Annotated in this window: 17 protein-coding genes; 9 read left to right on the forward strand and 8 right to left on the reverse strand. The window is 45.7% G+C overall.

Translation table 11 applies throughout. The annotated features are described in order from the left end of the window. Positions 1–19: 19 nt before the first annotated feature. The 3 genes from EKM67_RS10775 to EKM67_RS05795 form a co-directional block, all read right to left on the reverse strand. Complete coding sequence (locus EKM67_RS10775; protein WP_164506584.1) at positions 20–172, reverse strand: hypothetical protein; 153 nt, start codon at positions 170–172, stop codon at positions 20–22. A 128-nt stretch (positions 173–300) separates the two neighbouring features. Continuing rightward, positions 301–1,026: an alpha/beta hydrolase gene (locus tag EKM67_RS05790; RefSeq protein ID WP_125578084.1), complete on the reverse strand. Its 726-nt coding sequence runs from the start codon at positions 1,024–1,026 to the stop codon at positions 301–303. A 109-nt stretch (positions 1,027–1,135) separates the two neighbouring features. Then, positions 1,136–1,465 (reverse strand): hypothetical protein, encoded by a 330-nt coding sequence (locus EKM67_RS05795; RefSeq protein WP_125578085.1) that lies wholly within the window; start codon positions 1,463–1,465, stop codon positions 1,136–1,138. 220 nt (positions 1,466–1,685) lie between these two features. Here EKM67_RS05795 and EKM67_RS05800 point away from each other — a divergent pair, with 220 nt between their 5' ends. Continuing rightward, the gene (locus tag EKM67_RS05800; RefSeq protein ID WP_125578086.1) at positions 1,686–2,216 is read left to right on the forward strand and encodes a hypothetical protein; all 531 of its coding nucleotides are present in this window, start codon (positions 1,686–1,688) and stop codon (positions 2,214–2,216) included. Between the two features lie 123 nt (positions 2,217–2,339). Then, positions 2,340–2,699 (forward strand): DUF6483 family protein, encoded by a 360-nt coding sequence (locus EKM67_RS05805; protein ID WP_125578087.1) that lies wholly within the window; start codon positions 2,340–2,342, stop codon positions 2,697–2,699. A 67-nt stretch (positions 2,700–2,766) separates the two neighbouring features. Here EKM67_RS05805 and EKM67_RS05810 read toward each other — a convergent pair whose 3' ends face one another. The 3 genes from EKM67_RS05810 to EKM67_RS05820 form a co-directional block, all read right to left on the reverse strand. After that, positions 2,767–3,915 (reverse strand): 5-methyltetrahydropteroyltriglutamate--homocysteine S-methyltransferase, encoded by a 1,149-nt coding sequence (locus EKM67_RS05810; protein WP_125578088.1) that lies wholly within the window; start codon positions 3,913–3,915, stop codon positions 2,767–2,769. A gap of 407 nt (positions 3,916–4,322) precedes the next feature. Then, positions 4,323–5,672, reverse strand: a complete 1,350-nt coding sequence (gene brnQ / locus EKM67_RS05815; RefSeq protein ID WP_125578089.1) for a branched-chain amino acid transport system II carrier protein — start codon at positions 5,670–5,672, stop codon at positions 4,323–4,325. Positions 5,673–5,730: 58 nt separating this feature from the next. After that, positions 5,731–6,231: a kinase gene (locus EKM67_RS05820; RefSeq protein ID WP_125578090.1), complete on the reverse strand. Its 501-nt coding sequence runs from the start codon at positions 6,229–6,231 to the stop codon at positions 5,731–5,733. 147 nt (positions 6,232–6,378) lie between these two features. On the opposite strand from EKM67_RS05820, the gene EKM67_RS05825 reads away from it, so the two are divergent. From EKM67_RS05825 to EKM67_RS05840, 4 genes are all read left to right on the forward strand, one after another. Continuing rightward, a complete protein-coding gene (locus tag EKM67_RS05825) occupies positions 6,379–7,788 on the forward strand; it encodes a C69 family dipeptidase (protein WP_125578091.1) in 1,410 nt (469 codons plus the stop codon). Between the two features lie 420 nt (positions 7,789–8,208). After that, positions 8,209–9,456, forward strand: coding sequence for an MFS transporter (locus tag EKM67_RS05830; protein ID WP_125578092.1), 1,248 nt, complete (start codon positions 8,209–8,211; stop codon positions 9,454–9,456). 110 nt (positions 9,457–9,566) lie between these two features. After that, positions 9,567–10,655: an Mbeg1-like protein gene (locus EKM67_RS05835; protein WP_125578093.1), complete on the forward strand. Its 1,089-nt coding sequence runs from the start codon at positions 9,567–9,569 to the stop codon at positions 10,653–10,655. 129 nt (positions 10,656–10,784) lie between these two features. Beyond that, entirely contained in the window at positions 10,785–11,402 is a 618-nt protein-coding gene (locus EKM67_RS05840) for a VanZ family protein (protein WP_125578094.1), read from the forward strand. Positions 11,403–11,449: 47 nt separating this feature from the next. Here the strand turns inward: EKM67_RS05840 and rbsK are convergent, their stop codons facing one another. Both rbsK and EKM67_RS05850 read right to left on the reverse strand, forming a co-directional pair. After that, positions 11,450–12,355 (reverse strand): ribokinase, encoded by a 906-nt coding sequence (gene rbsK, locus EKM67_RS05845; RefSeq protein ID WP_125578095.1) that lies wholly within the window; start codon positions 12,353–12,355, stop codon positions 11,450–11,452. 26 nt (positions 12,356–12,381) lie between these two features. After that, on the reverse strand, positions 12,382–12,963 hold the full coding sequence (locus EKM67_RS05850; RefSeq protein ID WP_125578096.1) for a uracil-DNA glycosylase family protein: 582 nt from the start codon (positions 12,961–12,963) through the stop codon (positions 12,382–12,384). A 238-nt stretch (positions 12,964–13,201) separates the two neighbouring features. On the opposite strand from EKM67_RS05850, the gene EKM67_RS05855 reads away from it, so the two are divergent. The 3 genes from EKM67_RS05855 to EKM67_RS05865 all read left to right on the forward strand — a co-directional run bounded on the left by EKM67_RS05855 (position 13,202) and on the right by EKM67_RS05865 (position 17,480). Beyond that, complete coding sequence (locus tag EKM67_RS05855; RefSeq protein WP_125578097.1) at positions 13,202–14,614, forward strand: tagaturonate reductase; 1,413 nt, start codon at positions 13,202–13,204, stop codon at positions 14,612–14,614. Between the two features lie 635 nt (positions 14,615–15,249). Further along, entirely contained in the window at positions 15,250–16,749 is a 1,500-nt protein-coding gene (locus EKM67_RS05860; protein ID WP_125578098.1) for a UxaA family hydrolase, read from the forward strand. A 152-nt stretch (positions 16,750–16,901) separates the two neighbouring features. Then, positions 16,902–17,480: a hypothetical protein gene (locus EKM67_RS05865; protein ID WP_125578099.1), complete on the forward strand. Its 579-nt coding sequence runs from the start codon at positions 16,902–16,904 to the stop codon at positions 17,478–17,480. The last annotated feature ends 17 nt before the right edge of the window (positions 17,481–17,497 follow it).

Below are 17,497 nucleotides of genomic sequence, written 5' to 3' on the forward strand. Positions count from 1 at the left end.
AGTGGGCGACTTTTTTCGGTTATTTTTTGACGAGCTGCTTAACTAACTGACGGTAGGATAGTTTCGATTGGCGATGAAGCCTGATCAAACTGCCAATGTTTACGGCAAATCCGCCCGCCGTGAAATATAACCCTAAACTTGCCGCGAGGAAAACGAGCGCCACTTTAATCATTGACCTGACCTCCAACTCTGCTAAATAACACTGGCAATTCATTGAGTTGTCACTATCTAACAAGCACAGTATATGCCGATTAGGGAATTAGACAATATTTAAGCTCGAGGCCGCAAATAACGCTTTGCTTATTGGTTGAGTTGATTTAACCACGCAATCAAATCCTGCGCAACTTGTTTTTGTTGTGCAGCATTTGTGATCATGGCTGAGTGGTCGCCTTTTTGCTGACCATAACTGCCGAAGCCGCCATGATTGCCACCTTTAATTTGTTGATAGTTGGTTGTTGTGGGCAGATATTTTTTGGCTTTTTCATAATTCGACCAATTCAAAACCCCATCGCGGCTGGCGGTCAAGGATAAAACCGGCAGCTTTGTTTGATCTAGCCGGCCTTTTTCGTCGGGATAGCTGGCCATGTAGAAAACACCCTTGAGTTGCTGATCGTCATGATTTTTAGCATAGCGACTGGCCATAACGCCGCCTAAAGAATGACCGCCGATTACGTAATCGCGTTTGCTGCCGTTCAAAATTTTTGTCGCCACGTTAGGTGAAAGCACCGCTAAATTCAACGGAAATTTGGCAATATAAACTGGATAACCGGCGGCTGCAACCTGTTGCGCCCAAATACTGTAGCTTGCCGGCGTGACCAATGCGCCAGGATAGAAGACTACCAGCGGTTTCTGATGATCGTCACTAGGAAAATAAAGACTATTTGTGGTGGACTGCGCAGATTTTTCTGCGGTTTTCGCAGCGGTGGTCGGCTGGTAGGCCGTCGCTTTCAAATAGACGATCCCACCCGCGATCAGAACCACGAGCGCAATTAAAAGCGGCCACAGAATTCGTTTCACTTTTTTCATCATCAACATCCTTTCCACACTACTTAATTAGCATAGCAAAGATTTCGGCCCGATAAAAGACGCGACTCCAAATAAACCGGCAATCGGTCAGATGTGACCGATTTTCAGCCTATTGTTTTATTTTCTGATGAATTTTTTGACCGATCGCAACTAATAAGTAAACAATGCAGATCCAAAAAAGTAGACTTAAGCTCAATTTCACCGGATCAAAATCAGTTGTGACTCCCGTCGTGGTAAACACGGAAAAGAAGCGCGCTTGAAAAAGGTCACTAGAAGTTGCCGTCAACCAGTAAAACGGTCTACCGAAACTAGCAACGTAAAAACTTTCGGTCGAGCCATCCGCCACGCCTTGGAGCGGTTGGATAAAAACGGAAGCGATTCCGACTAGAATGCCAACAACGAGGCTGATCAGTAAACGTACTTTAGAAGTTCTCTTCACCCAATCCACCTTCTGATTCGTTTAGAATATAATATCACAAATAGCTGTGTTAGTAAAAAAGTATCAGCTATTTATAGCATATTTGTCGGCCAATGCGCGTGCTCTTAGATTTAAGATCAATTTCACTTTTAGCCCTTAAAAAGGCTTTTATTTTTTTACATTCATGTTAAGATTGACCATATAGTAATCAGTTCACTCAATTTTAATTAAGGCGGTGTTGATGATGAAGAAAAAAATGTCGACTGAAAAATTTGCTAAACTTCTCATTTGGTTATTGCGGATCGCTCGCATTCTGACAATCGTTGGAATTCTGATTTTTCTCTATTTAGCCGGGCGTTTAACTTGGGCCTTTTTAGCGTCCGGTCCTGACGCCTTGTCCGGCTATGTTAATATCGAAAATATCGATCTTCCCATTATTGCGCGCAATATTAAAGAACTGACGGGTTTTCAATTCTTAGGCATGCTCGCTAGCTTTATACTCGAACTCATTTCGCTCATCATTGTTTACCGTATCTTAAAACAGCTTCAAGTCGGGATTGATTGGCAGCGAAAAGATGCATACAATCACAATAGTCTGCCATTGATGCGCTCGATTTTGCACTCACAGGTGACCCTGCTCGTGTTGAGTGTTGTCGGCCTAATAGCCACGATCTTTTACGGCAACCTCAACATCGAGATCAGTCAAGTCATTTTCCAAGTGGGCATGTTAGCCGTTACTTTTTTGGCGGTTGAGGCCTTAGAACATAGCTAAATTGAATTGGCATTCAAATCATGAAAACGTAATGGCACGCGAGCGAAAAATACGCTGATAATTGCGACAACCCGGTCAGCCAAGTGCACGCAAGACCGAATCTAGCTTGAAAGGAGCTTTTATATGCAAGAGGAATCAGATTGGCTCACACGTCAAATCAGAGCCTTTGCAGAGGGGTTAGGCTATATGCTCTCACATGAGAAAAGTGGGGCCTCAACACAAATCGTTTTCCCGCAAAAAGACGCTCAAGAAATACCGCACCAGGCCGAACTCCAGCATTTAATCGACACCAAGCGTTATAGCGACGCTGCAGAAAGATTATTTGATTTACGGTATGCACTATTGCCGGATGACTTTTTCAAACTTGGCCTCTGGTTCTACAGCACGCTCAACGAATTCTCACCAGCTGATCTCGCAACTGGTAACTTTTCAAAGGACTCGATCCTAGCTGGTGTCACTCGATTAAAAGAAATGACGATATAAAAAATTCTGAAGGTCATGAGACCTCCAGAATTTTTATTTGATTTGAAACTTAACCGGACTTCCTGATCTATCCCCAAACTTCTTCCGCAATCGATTTAACCAGGGCGATTTTTGCCCACTGATCTGCTTCGGTTAAAATATTTCCTTCTTCAGTCGAAGCGAATCCACATTGGGTACTCAAGCAGAGATGATCTAGTGGTACATATTGTGCAGCTTCGTGAATCCGATCGATAATGACTTGCCGATCTTCCAGCTTGCCGTCTTTAGACGTTAATAAACCTAGCACTACATATTTTCCTGCAGTCAATGCTTTCAAGGGTTCAAAGCCGCCAGAACGGTCGCTGTCATACTCTAAATAATAAGCATTGACGTTTTCTTGATCGAATAACGGCGTTGCAACGGTGTCATAACCGCCTGCAGCTGCCCACGTTGAGTGATAATTACCACGACAAATATGCGTGTTGATCGTTAAATCGGCTGGCAGATCTGCGATGGCATCATTGTTAACCTTCAAATATAGAGCCTTCAATTCATCGAGCGTTTCCGCCTCACCTTCACCGAAACTGTTGATGAATTTTTCCGACGTCTTGGAAACGAGCATACCCCAAGTACAGTCGTCCAATTGAATCGTGCGCGCACCGGCGTCGTACAAATCCAAGATCACTTGATGATAGGCGGCAGAAACAGCTTGGAATAAGTCTGCAGTATTAGGATAGAATTTGCGCGCCTCAGCAATATTGTTCGGGCTGAGCAACTCGACTAACAATTGTGCAGGTGCTGGGATCGTCTGCTTCACTTGCACGCCTGCACTGACATGCGCCTGCGTAAATTTAAAGGCCGCAACAAACGGATGATTTTCGCCAGAGATTTTCCCTGTGACCGTAACCGTACCCTGTCGCGTTTCTTCGCCGTGGAAAAAATAACCGTGTTCTGGTTTCTTGAATGCCACGCCAGTTAATCCCCAGAAGAAATCTAAATGCCACCAACTGCGCCGAAATTCGCCGTCAGTCACTGCCTTCAAACCTGCGGCCTCTTCTTTTTTGATCAGTTTGATAATTTCTTGATCTTCAACTGCAGTTAATTCAGCCTGCGTGATGTTGCCAGCAGTGAATTTCGCTCGAGCGTCTTTTAACTCAGTTGGTCGTAGAAAACTCCCCACAATATCATACCGAAATGGTGATTTAGTTCGCGCTGTAAATTTAGTTGTTGTGCTCATAATATTGCCTCCAAAGTTTGATGTGAATTAATCTGACCAAATAAAAAAACCGCCCCTGCTGCTGAATTGCTTCAACAAACAGGGACGGTTTTGCGACCGCGTTACCACCCAAATTCATATTTCTCTCACGAAAAATATCTCAAAAGTACCTACTGATACCCGGCAAGTTAACGGTCGCACCCGTTCAAACAGCGTGAACTGCTTGAAACCATTCTGAGTTCATCTTCGTTAGTTGCTCACTGCCCCTTTTTCACCGACCGGGTTCTCTTTACCAGTTATTAACTAACTACTCTTCTCATCATTGATTCATTTGTGTCTAATTAATTCTTAATGTTGTCTATAATTTACGCCAAGTTATTCAGCGTGTCAATGACTTTTTGAAAATAATTTTAAGACTTCGTCGGCGTTTACTTTTTCCGGCGCTGATATAAATAAATCAGTAAACCACAAGCAACACCGACGACCGCGAATGGCACCCAATCCAATCCTACGGCAGCTAGCGGTAAATAAGTCATTCGCAATTTCGTGACCCAGCCGCCAAAGCCACTTTGACTGATTACCGCTGGAAAAGCTGAGATCATATCTAAAACCGCCGGAATAATTGTCAGGGTGATCGCTACTTGATAAACGATCCGCACGTTTTTGAAAAGTGGCGAAGTTACCGCCAGAACGATCAAAACCATTGCGATCGGATACAGCAGCATTAAAATTGGGAGCGACCAAGCAATGATCTTAGTCAATCCGAGATTAGCAAAAAGAAACGATAGAACGCTGGTCACCAACAACCAGGTCGGATAACTGACTTTAGGGAAATGCTTGTGGAAATCTTGCGCGAACGCCGCCAACAACCCAATTGCGGTCGTTAAACAAGTCAAGACGATCAAAGTTGCCAACAGCGCCTGCCCAGCAACGCCCGAATAATGGGTGACCATTTGGCTAAAGGCAACGCCACCATCCGCTGAAAGTTTAAAAGTGCCGAGTGACATTGCCCCGATCAACACGAGCGCCACGTAAATGACGGCTTCAGCTCCCATCGCAATGACGCCGGAACGGGCAGTGATCAACGCGATTTCTGAATCTTTAGTTTTTCCCAGCATCTTGATTGTGGTTACAATGGTCACACCAAACGCCAATCCCCCCAGCGCGTCCATCGTATTGTAGCCCTGCAGAAAGCCGTTGATAAAAGCACCACTGGTATAATCAGCCGTTGCTTTAACCGTGGCCGGATCTCCCATTGGATTCATAAACGCGATGAAGAAAACCACAAATAGCAAAATCAAAAACAGGGGATTTAAAATTTTGCCGACGCTGGAAATGATTTTATTTTGTTTACGTGCGAAAAAGAATGCCGTACCGAAAAATAGGGCTGTAAAAATCAAGAGCCCCATAGCTTGATAGCGCGCGGGAATTAAGGGCGCGATTCCAACGGTGTAGGAAACCGTCGCCGTTCGTGGCGTGCCGAACAGCGGACCGATCGTCGCTTGGATCAACACCATGAATATCAGTGCGAATTTTGCGCCCACCGGTCGGCCGATATCATAAACGCCATCGGAATGCGTTACGCTGATCGCGAGGACTGACAAAAGCGGCAGAAAAACGGCAGTCGTCAAAAAGCCGAGCACAGCAGGCAGCCACTGATTACCAGCCAACTGTCCTAAATGGATCGGGAAAATTAAATTCCCGGCGCCGAAAAACAAGGCAAATAACATCGAACTGATCACAAGGTAGTCGCGTTTGGTTAGTTTCCGTTCTGGCATTGGTCGCCCTCCTTCTCTGTTTTAAAAATGCCGATTACCGCTATTAACCTGCGCCATTTCATAGACGCTCAATATCCGCTAAAATTTTCGTGACCACATCTTGCTGGACCAGCGTCATTTCATCGGTAAGCAGATGTTCTTCCGGTACATTTAAATAATCGTGTGGTAGAAACCAACGTTGCATTGTTTCACGTCCAAATCCTGATTGCTTTTTTTGATTGCGATTTAAAGTTTCTTCAAAGGTCAAATCATAGTAATAAACCGCGACGTGTGGCGTAAACTTAGCAATCAATTCACGAAGCATAACGCCATAACGGTCCTCTGCCAAAATTCCTTCGACGATAACGACTTCACATTTTCCAAATCCATACCCCGCAATCTGACCGATAAGATCGACTGACAAATTGTGCGCCGTATCTTTGACTTGCAATATTTCTCGCCGCACCACATCTTGTGAGACTAATAAAGTCCCGCTGCCTAATTTTCGATGCAAAATTCTGGCTGTCGTTGTTTTGCCGCTGCCAGAATTTCCGCGAATAATAATTAATTTTGTTTGCATCCGTCGATTCTCCCCCCGCCCTGCATTAATTGTTAATCTTATTAGACCACAGTCTATTTTCTTTTGCATTCTTTATTTTTCATGAAAGTTGACCTACAATAATGATTAAACATAATTGTTTGAAACATTAAGGATAGGAATGATCACATGACAAAACGTTATCACGGTTCTTGTACGACGATCCTCGTCGGCAAAAACGCCACAATTGACGGCTCCACAATGATTGCTCGTAATGAGGACGGCCCCGGCCCACTCAACCCAGAAAAATTCGTCGTGGTTAATCCAGAAGACCAACCAAAACATTACCAGTCAGTTTTAAGCCCCGCAAAAATGGAGCTACCCGACAATCCACTGCGTTATACGTCCACACCAGATGCTAGCGGCGACACCGGAATCTGGGCAGCTGCCGGAATTAATTCAGAAAACGTCGCTATGACGGCGACGGAAACGATCACGACTAACGCCCGCATCCTCGGCGTCGATCCTTTAACTGACGACGGCATTGGCGAAGAAGATTTCGTCGTTATAACGCTGCCTTACATCCACTCTGCACGCGAAGGTGTCAAACGTTTGGGCGCCTTACTGGAAAAGTACGGCACTTATGAAACCAATGGTATTTGTTTCTCCGACAAAGATGAAGTCTGGTATTTCGAGTCGATTGCAGGCCACCACTGGGCAGCCATCCGCGTTCCCGATGATGCCTATGTTGTCGCACCCAACCGTTTGAACATCGATCAATTCGATTTTGATTCCGATGATACGCTATTTTCAGCCGATCTCCCAGAATTAATTGAAAAATACCACTTGAATCCAGACCGCGACCAAGTTAATTTGCGCCATATTTTTGGCAGTGCCACGATCAAAGACTCTCGTTACAACAATCCCCGCGCTTGGTACGGTCAGAAGTATTTCAACTCCGAGATTGAAAACAGTCCTTTCGATCAGGACTTGCCTTTCATTTGCCGCACCAACAAAAAAATCAGTATCGAAGATGTGAAGTGGGTTCTGAGTTCACATTATCAAAATACCGTTTATGATGCTTACGGCACTTTGGGCACCGACGAAGAAAAGAAACTATTGCGGCCAATCGGCATTAATCGCAACCAGGAATTACACATCTTGCAAATTCGCAACGATGTTCCTGCAGCCATTGCCGGAATTCACTGGCTCGCATTTGGTCCCAACACGTTCAACGCGGTAGTTCCTTTCTACGCCAACGTCAAAGACACGCCAGTTAATTACAAAAATACCGGTATGGAATTGGATCCCAACAATATTTACTGGCTATCCAACATTCTCGCCTTGATCGGTGATGCTGATTTCGATCTATACGAAGACGAAGAAAATATCTTCGAACAAAATACGGTCGCAGCATGCCGCCACTTGCAAATTGAAGCCGACGCTGCTTATGAGTCACAACCAGATGTAGAAGCTTACCTAGAGGGCATTAACGGCCAAATGGCAGCACTCTACCAGAAGAACGCCAATCACCTACTAGGCCAAATGCTCGCATTCGGCGAACCCAAGATGAAATTACAGTTCCAGCTGCATGATTAAAGACAAGTTGTGAGGTGGCACTTAATTTCAGTGCCACCGAACACAATTCAAGTTGTGAGCAGCCATGGGTTGAAAGTGAGGATTAACTCTGAGTCATCCTAAAATCTGCTTTTTGATTTCAGGATGACTCAAGTTAACCGCAACTTTCAATGGCTGCAAACACAATTATGTTGTGAAAGGCCGTGAACCACATGCATTTTTTTGCATGTGGTTCACGGCCTTTTCCATTTCCCCCAATCCCCTTTTAACACACTCAAATCATTGACATCTTTGCTGCAAAGTCTAATATTAATTTTAACAGTATAATTATGAGATCATTCCGAAAATCGGCACGAAACGGCAACCTGCTTGGTTAAAATCGACAAGTTGCCTGACATGCACAACGGCAATTTCCCTATGACCTTCAAGGTGGGGCTCATTATGAACGTTCTACGTACGACTTTTTCGTCGTTACACTCTAAAAACTTCAGATATTTCTGGCTCGGTCAATGCGTTTCGGTGATGGGAACTTGGGTGCAGCGGACTGCGCAGACCTGGCTTGTTTATTCGATGACCAAATCGGCGTTATTAGTTGGTGTGCTGTCGGCTTGCCAGTTTGCGCCCATTTTAATTTTCACCTTATTTGCCGGCTCCTTGATCGATCGTTATCCGAAACGGCGGATCTTGATGATCACCCAAGCCGGATTTCTAGTCTTAGGCGTGATCATGACCCTGATCGTCTACTTTAAAATTGTTCAGTATTGGCAAGTGTTGTTGATCGCGATCGGCTATGGCGCTTTGCAGAGCTTCGACACGCCCACACGCCAATCCTTCGTGGTCGAATTAGTCGGTCACAAAGATTTAATGAACGGCATTTCCTTGAACTCAACGATTTTCAATTTGGCAAAAATTGCCGGTCCTTCTCTGGCCGGTTTATTGATGGTTCAATTCAGCGTCAGCTTCTGTTTCATGGTCGACGCCATCAGTTACCTGGCCGTTTTACTCGGCTTATTTCTGATCAAGCAGACCAATGCCGTCGCGTCCCATTCACACAAAAATATTATCGTCGACGTCAAAGATGGCCTCGCTTACGTTTGGCAGCATGCTGAAATTCGCTTAAGTGCGGAATTGATGATCATTATTTGTACGCTGTGCTATAACAACAACGTGATTATTCCGATCTTTGCCAAAACTGTCCTACATTCTGGCGCCCAAACTTATGCCAACTTGCTCTCCGCAACCGGTATCGGTTCTTTGATCGCCGCATTTCTGATGAGTTATTTATCGCGCTTTGGTTTACAACGCAATATTTATTTGGTGGTCGCAGCCGGTACCGCGATTTTGCAATCGGCGATGTTATTCGTTCACAGTTATGGTTTGGCAATGGTGATGATGGTCGCCATCGGTTTTTGTAATATGGTTTTCTTGAACCAATCCAACGCGGCCTTCCAATTCAGCATCCCCGACGAATTACGCGGGCGGGTCATGAGCGTTTACGTTTTGCTGAATCAAGGCACCACACCTGTCGGCAGTTTATACGTCGGCGGAATCATGGACGTCACTTCTGGACTCTGGGGTTTTCCAGCTTCCGGCATGTTAGCGCTCGTCTTATTGATCCCCGTTTTGCTCACACATCGACCAACGGTGAAAAAATGGCTCCAGCCGCAACCACGCCACTTGCAACTTTGATTTTTCTCGCAAGAATTCGCTGCTCTGGGTGTTAAACTTTTTCGTTCACAACTGACGGCTTATCCGTTATACTTAGGGCAAATCCGCGTTCGCTCGAGGTGAACTGACCAATGACAAATATGCTGACTTACGTGACTGAATATCAAAATATGACCTTCGCACAATTACCTTTCAATGAACTCGATGGGGTTATTTTGGCGCAGCTGGCGTACGTTGACTATAATATTCTGCAGCAACAACCCCAACGGCAATTTTCTCAAATCGATTCCGTGACTCTTTTAGAAAAATCGGTTGCGCAAACGTGGAATCCAGCCGCCAACTACGCGTTATTATTGGCGCTACGCCAAAGCCGCCGTTATCAACAATTAAGGTGGTCGAATTGGGTCCAACACACCAACGTTGCCGTCGAAGAACAGTTCAGCGCCGTCACACTAACTTTTGCGCCGCACCGCTACTATATTGCCTTCCGCGGAACCACGGCGACTTTGATGGACTGGAAGGAAGATTTCAATATGACTTTCCTCGACACCATTCCGTCCCAACGCACTGCGCAACGCTATTATGATAAAGCTGCCCGCGAATTTCCTGGCCGTTATTATTTAGGCGGTCATTCCAAAGGCGGCAACCTCGCGAGTTATGTCGTGGCCCACAGTCGCGGCGCGCTACAAGATGCGATCGTGAGCGCCTATAGTGCTGACGGCCCCGGCTTAAAAACGCCATTGTCGCCACAAATCAAACAGAAGATCCACAAGTTTATTCCCGAGGCCTCGATCATCGGTCTCTTGTTAGAACCAGGACTAGATTATCAAGTCGTTAAAAGTAATGCGACCGGCATCAAACAACACGATCCTTACACTTGGCAAATTCAGGATCGCAAATTTGAATTGGTCGCCACTCCCAGTCACCTTTCACAATTCACGCAGCATTCTGTGGCGGGTTGGCTGGACAATTTGGATGATGCCACCAAGCAAGAATTTCTTGACTCACTTTACGCCTTATTCGCGGCGACTAAATATCAACGGATCGATGATTTCACGACGAGTTGGCGTAGCACACTAAAGTTATTGGCACCGGAATTATTGAACACCAAGCACGAAACACGGCAGCAGTGGCGCCACGTCACCGGTCAATTACTCAATTCAGTTTTACACGAGGCCAAGAATGTCTTGGACGAAAACAGACCACACTTGAGAAAATAGCCCACGCACCATCTTGCTTTAAAAGCAATTATTGTCCTGACCGACCATTCAGGAGGATGATTGCTTTTTTGCTGATTTCTGATACGCTTGTCTTGTGTAAAAACAAACTTTGAAAATGGAGGCCCATCCATGATTCATATCGGCAATCAACTCTATCAACCGCACGATCAGTTAAATTCTGGCATCGTATTCGCACTGTTACTGATTATCTTCGTGATCATGGTCATTCGGCGGCGTTCGCGTAACGTCAGCTTCATTCACTTAATTATTTTAGGCGTCTTCTTTTTGTACCTCGGCGTTTTACTGTCGTTGACGATTTTCCCCATCAATCTTTTCGCGCCTAATAGTGCTGTCTATCAGCATGGCTTGGGGCAACAAATGGTGATCAGCGTTAACATCTTGGATATTTTCAACTGGCAGAAAACACAAATTATCGGTAATCTTCTGCTGTTCATGCCCCTAACTTTTTTAACTAGCCTCCTGAATCGTCCGCGTGATCTTACCCGAAAGCGGATTGCCACAGCGAATCGCAAATCGCTTTACAGTGGCTGGTATCGGGCATTCCACCTGTCTTTTCTAGTCAGCGGATCGATCGAACTCACACAATTGGTGATGAGCTATTTCTATTTGAGCAATCGCGTATTTGATTTTGCAGATTTGATTCTCAACACCATTGGCGGTTTGTTAGGCTACCTCGTCTTTGCCCTTGTCGTCAAAAAAATACCTTCCTTAGCAACCGATCTGTGATCTGGGGAACGCAGATCGGCTATCAAGGAGGGTATTGCTAGATTTATTTAGTCCAGGTCGCGTTTAAATGGGATCGCGTTTTGCGCGCCTAATTTTTGCACAGTTAGTGCTGACGCACGGTTCCCATATGTCAGCGCCTCGGTGATGTTGGCAAAATTAGGCCTGAGCACACTAGCCACCGCGCCGATAAAAGTATCGCCGGCTGCTGTGGTGTCCACTGCCTTAACTTTCAATGCTGGAATGAGACCACTTTGATTGCCCACGTGATAATAAACCCCGCGACTGCCTAATGTGATCACCACTGTCCCAACACCGAAACTGATCAACTTGGCTGCTGCTTGCGTCATACTTTTTTCGTCCGTAACTTTAATGCCCGTCAAAATTTCCGTTTCCGTTTCGTTGGGGACGATCAGATCCGTCAGCGCTAATAATTCGGTGGGAATTTCTTTCAAGGCTGGTGCGGGATTCAAAATAGTTTTGACACCGGCCTTATGCGCAATTTCGAAAGCTGCCACACTATCTGCAACTGGACTTTCAAATTCGACGATCACGAAGTCGCTGTTTTTGATTGCATGTCGATATTTGCGGACGTGGGCAGCGTCAAACTTAGTATTGGCGCCGGCGTTGATCATAATACTATTTTCGCCATGCGCATCCACGCTGATAAATGCTTGTCCCGTCGTCTCTTGCGCGAGCACCGCGACACCCGCCACGTCGATCGATTCCTTGCGCAATAACGCCAGCATTCCTTCGCCGGCATGATCAGCACCCACCGCACCGATAAAGGCCGTCTTGGCGCCCAATCGTTGCGCGGCGATCGCCTGATTAGCACCCTTGCCGCCACCAGAAACGACCATTTTATTGATCCTGATCGTTTCGCCGGGCTTGGGCATCGCTTGAACATATAAAGTGGTGTCCTGATTAATGCTACCCACAACTGTGATCGTATTCATTACACTCATCCTATCCTGATCGCTACTTATTTCATCAAACGCTGAACTTGCATCCGCAAAGCTGGCACCACATCGGTTTCAAACCAAGGATGTTGGTGCATCCAGCCATAATTCAAAGGTGACGGATGAACTAACGGAAAATAATCGGGCAAATAATCCGAAAAGTTTTGTACGGTTTCCGTGAGCGTTTTTTGTCGTCGTTTTTGCAAATAATATTTCTGCGCATACTGGCCGATCAACAAGGTCAGTTCCACATTAGGCATCAGCTGCAAAAGCGGTTGGTGCCATTTTTCTGCGAAACCCTTGCGTGGTGGCAAGTCGCCGTGAGCACCCTTGCCTGGATAATAAAAGTCCAACGGCATCACGGCAATTTTTCCCGGCTGATAAAATTCGGCCTTGGTCAAGCCCATCCAATCGCGTAATCGGTCGCCACTAGGATCGTTCCAAAAAACCATCGATTCCTGTGCTTTGCGACTCGGTGCTTGACTGATCAACAAAATTTTAGCCGTCGGTTCGATTTGATAAAGCGGCAAGATGCCGGCTTGTTCATAGTCACGATTTTGTGGATCTTGACGAATTTGTTCGAAAATTTCTGTTGCACTCTTCATAGTGAGTTCCTTTTTAAAACTTGACTTAGCTCTCACAAATAATCATGAGCTAAACCATTTTTTCTGTCAACCAAAACCCATTAATTTCACCTTGATCACAATAACAACGATAATCTAATTCTCACTTGTTCCACTTTTTTTGTGAAGACCACTACTTTTGACCTTGACAGTTATCCGAATAATTCATAGTATGAAATCGTTAACATGCTTAAGATGACAATATTTTGGAGGTCAAAAAATGGGGTTACAACAATTAAATCATTCATCCCGTAAATTACCACAATATCCAACCAAGGTGATCCAATTCGGTGAAGGTGGCTTTTTACGCGCATTCGTCGATTGGCAAATTCAACAAATGAATCAAAAAGATCTGTTCCAAGGCGGCGTGGCGGTCGTTCAACCCATCGGAAAAGGCATGACGTCCATGTTAGACGCGCAAGATGATCTATACACCGTTTTGCTTGAGGGTAAACTGAACGGCGAGAAGATCCAAGAACACGAAGTTATCGAAGCCATCAACGAAACCGTGCGTCCTTATGAAGATTACCAAGCTTATTTGGACCTCGCTAAAAACGACGACGCCGAATTTATTTTTTCCAACACAACCGAAGCAGGCATTGCCTTCGACGAAAATGATCAACTCGCCGATCGACCGCAGAATTCTTATCCCGGCAAATTGACCGCGCTACTTTACGAACGCTTTACGTTGGGCAAGAAGGGCTTCCAGATCATTTCTTGCGAGCTAATCAATCACAACGGCGATGCGCTGAAAAAAATCGTCCTGCAATACGCGACACTTTGGAATTTAGGCACAGATTTTGTCAACTGGCTCAATTCAGAAAATAATTTTTACTCGACGCTAGTTGACCGCATTGTTCCCGGCTATCCACGTGATCGCGCGGCCGAATTGGAACAAGAATGGGGCTATCGCGATAATTTGATCGTCAAAGCAGAACCATTTCTGATTTTTGTCATCGAAGGCGATCCTAAGCTGGAAAAATTATTGCCATTGCGCGCAGCCGATTTAAATGTGGTCGTTACCGACAACATGCAACCCTACCGCAACCGCAAAGTTTCCTTGCTGAACGGACCGCATACGACCATGAGCCCGATTGCGCGTTTAGCCGGCATCGAAACCGTCGGCCAAGTCATGTCTGATCCCGACTTTTATCAATTCATTAACGACGAAATGTACGAAGAAATCATCCCCACCGTTGCGCTACCACAAGATGAACTAACGGAATATGCAGAAGGCGTCAAGGAACGATTCGAAAATCCTTACGTCAAGCACGAATTAAGTTCGATTGCCTTGAACAGTATTTCTAAATTCCGCGCGCGTTTATTACCAACGTTCAAACGCTATGCCGCCGCGCGCCATCAATTGCCACAACGGATCACTTTGGCATTAGCCGCTTACCTTAAAATTTACGCTGGCAAGGCCGACTTTGCGCCCCAAGACACGCCGGAAGTGATCGCCGAATTTGCGCAGCTGATCAAAACTAACGATTACATCCACGCCGCACTTGCGGACACCACGCTCTGGGGCGAAGATCTCACACAATATCGCGGGCTGGCAGAATTAGTCACTCAGGACATTCGGGTTCTCGATGAGCTTGGGGCGCGTGCAGCGGTGTTGCAGATTAATCAGTAGCTAGTGTGATGTGAAATTCTGATGCGCTTCCGGCGAAATGTGTGGTGGGAACTGGGAAACTGCTGTGGGGACGGCTACAGGATTTCCAAAGTACGGAAATTCTTCCGCCTGAAATGTGAGCTCTTCCAAAATCGGGAAGAGCTCACATTTCCCCTTTCTGTAAATTCGAAAAGTACGCTCATTAACAGAAATATCACTGCAGTCCCAGTTCCCACCACACATTTCGCCTATTCTATTCAAATGAGCTAAGTAGATCAGTCTAACCAAGCCGAACTGACTAGAAAAATTTCAACCTTTTCTTAATAACTGACAACCACTAACTTGTTATTTAAATCCTACGCTAAACGAAATAAGTTTAGGCAGAAGTTGCGGAAGAAAATGGACTGACTTGCAGTGACACTGGTGTTAATGAGCCGGTCTTGCGAATTTACAGCAGGGGGCGTATTTGAGACTTTTACGGTGGTTTTCCCGGAAAAGGCTCAAATCGTGCTCGAAGACAATTTGCTTTTTAATTGGCTTAGAGCTATCCCCCACAGCAAGTCAGTCCATTTTCTGGAGCAACTTCTGCCGCAGGTAGAACCGTATTTTTTAACAACCATTCCCCCATCACAGCAATTCGAAAGGAAGCCCAACCCATGAACTCATTTATCATTCTCAATTCCAAAGATTCCGTCGGCGTCGCCCTAGACGATATTCCGGCGCAAACTTTACTGCACACCGAAAAAGGCGACGTCACCACTCAAGAAGAAATCAAACGTGGGCACAAATTTGCCTTAGAAGCGATTCCTGAGGGTGCTGACGTGATCAAATACGGTTTCCCGATCGGACACACGGTCGCAGCCGTTCCCGCCGGTGGGTGGCTCCATACGCACAATTTGAAAACCAACCTATCTGGCGAACTAACTTATGATTATCAACCGATCGCGATCCACAATGATATTCCCAAAGACGAACGCACATTCATGGGTTACAAACGACCCAACGGCAAGGTCGGCATTCGCAACGACCTCTACATTATTCCGACAGTGGGCTGTATCAATCCCCTGCTGGATATTATCGTCCAACAATTCAAGGCGTTACATCCCGACAACGGAAATTTCGATAACGTGATGGTTTTGAAACATCCTTATGGTTGCTCGCAATTAGGCGACGACTTTGAACAAACGCGGAAAATTTTAGTCGATGCGGCGTTACAACCAAATGCTGGCGGCGTTTTAATTTTCGGACTAGGTTGCGAAAACAACCAGATGGATGGGATGATTTCTGAAATTGAACGTCTAGGTGGTCCGATCGATCACAACCGCATGAAATTTATCGTTGCTCAACAAGTCGTCGATGAACTCGAAGGCGCGCTCGATATGTGCGAGGAATTAAACGACGCGGCCAAGGATGATGTCCGTACGCCGCAACCCTTGAGTGAATTAAAGATCGGCTTGAAATGTGGTGGTTCCGACGGACTTTCCGGTGTAACCGCCAATCCGTTATTGGGCCGCGTCTCTGATTTTGTCACCGCGCAAGGTGGTTCGACTGTTTTGTCCGAAGTGCCAGAAATGTTTGGCGCCGAAACGATTTTAATGTCGCGCGCCAAAGATGAAGCCACTTTCCACAAAGTCGTCGATCTGATCAACGGCTTCAAAGGCTATTTCGAATCCTTCCACCAGCCGATTTACGAGAATCCTTCGCCCGGCAATAAAGAAGGTGGCATTACCACGTTGGAAGACAAGTCTTTGGGTTGCACGCAGAAATCCGGTACGAGCGCAGTCAACGACGTTTTACAATACAGTGAAAAAATTAAATCGCCCGGTTTATCCTTGCTTCAATCTCCTGGCAATGATTTAGTTTCCTCTTCTGCCGAGGCCTCCGCCGATTGCCAGATGGTTTTATTCACAACCGGGCGGGGCACGCCATTCGCAACTTATGTGCCAACGGTTAAAGTTGCTTCGAATTCTTACATCGCTGAAAAGAAGCCCCGCTGGATCGACTTCGACGCCGGTCGCTTAATGAATACCTCGATGGATGATTTGTCCGCCGAATTTATTTCCTTCATCATCGCAACTGCTAGCGGTCAAAAAACCAACAACGAAAAATACGGCATCCACGGTTTGGCCATCTTCAAAACCGGTGTGACCGAATAATGAATCTACGAAACCACCTGATCAGGTGGTTTTTTAGTCGCAAGAAAAGCGTATAATCCCCAAACTTGCGTCGTAAATACGTCATCTTTTGCTCACAAAATTCGCATATACTGAATTTTGTATTGAAATTAATTTTGTTGGAGGAAAGTAACATGCCCTTATATTATTATCTGATTTTAGGTGCCGTTTTGCTGATCGCGCTTGGTTTATTCGTGCTGTATGGCGTTCAGACGCGGAAATTGGCGAAAAAATTCCCGGTAACGGCGAAACATCCGCAAATGTCTAAGAAAGAAGTCTGGCAACTTAACGAGCGATTACAATTAACGCTGAATAAATTCGACGAACACATTTACAAAGATATGATGCAATTCGGGTTGGCCGCATTACTATTCGTTGCATCCGCGGGCGCCTTGATCGGTAACGTTCCCGCACTGACCAGCTATAATGAACTCGTTGTTTTGATCTGGCCGATCCTGGCAGCCATCAGTGCCATTTATTTCGTCATTGCTTATCGCCGGCGTCAAAAAAATATTTATTTTGCCACCAAGAAGCTGAGCGACGAACATCCCGATCAAGCCAAGGAAATCGGCATTGATCCCGAACAGGTCGGTAATCTCTGGAAGCGTCTTGAAAAACAACTTTCATTGATCAATGTCTGGCTACTGGCCTATTGTTTGATTATCGCCGTCTTAATTTTCAGCGCCATCATCAACAACTATATGGGTTATTGAGCCACTAAAAAAGTCGT

The sequence above is a fragment of the Lapidilactobacillus mulanensis genome, from assembly GCF_003946215.1.
GTDB classification, from domain to species: domain Bacteria; phylum Bacillota; class Bacilli; order Lactobacillales; family Lactobacillaceae; genus Lapidilactobacillus; species Lapidilactobacillus mulanensis.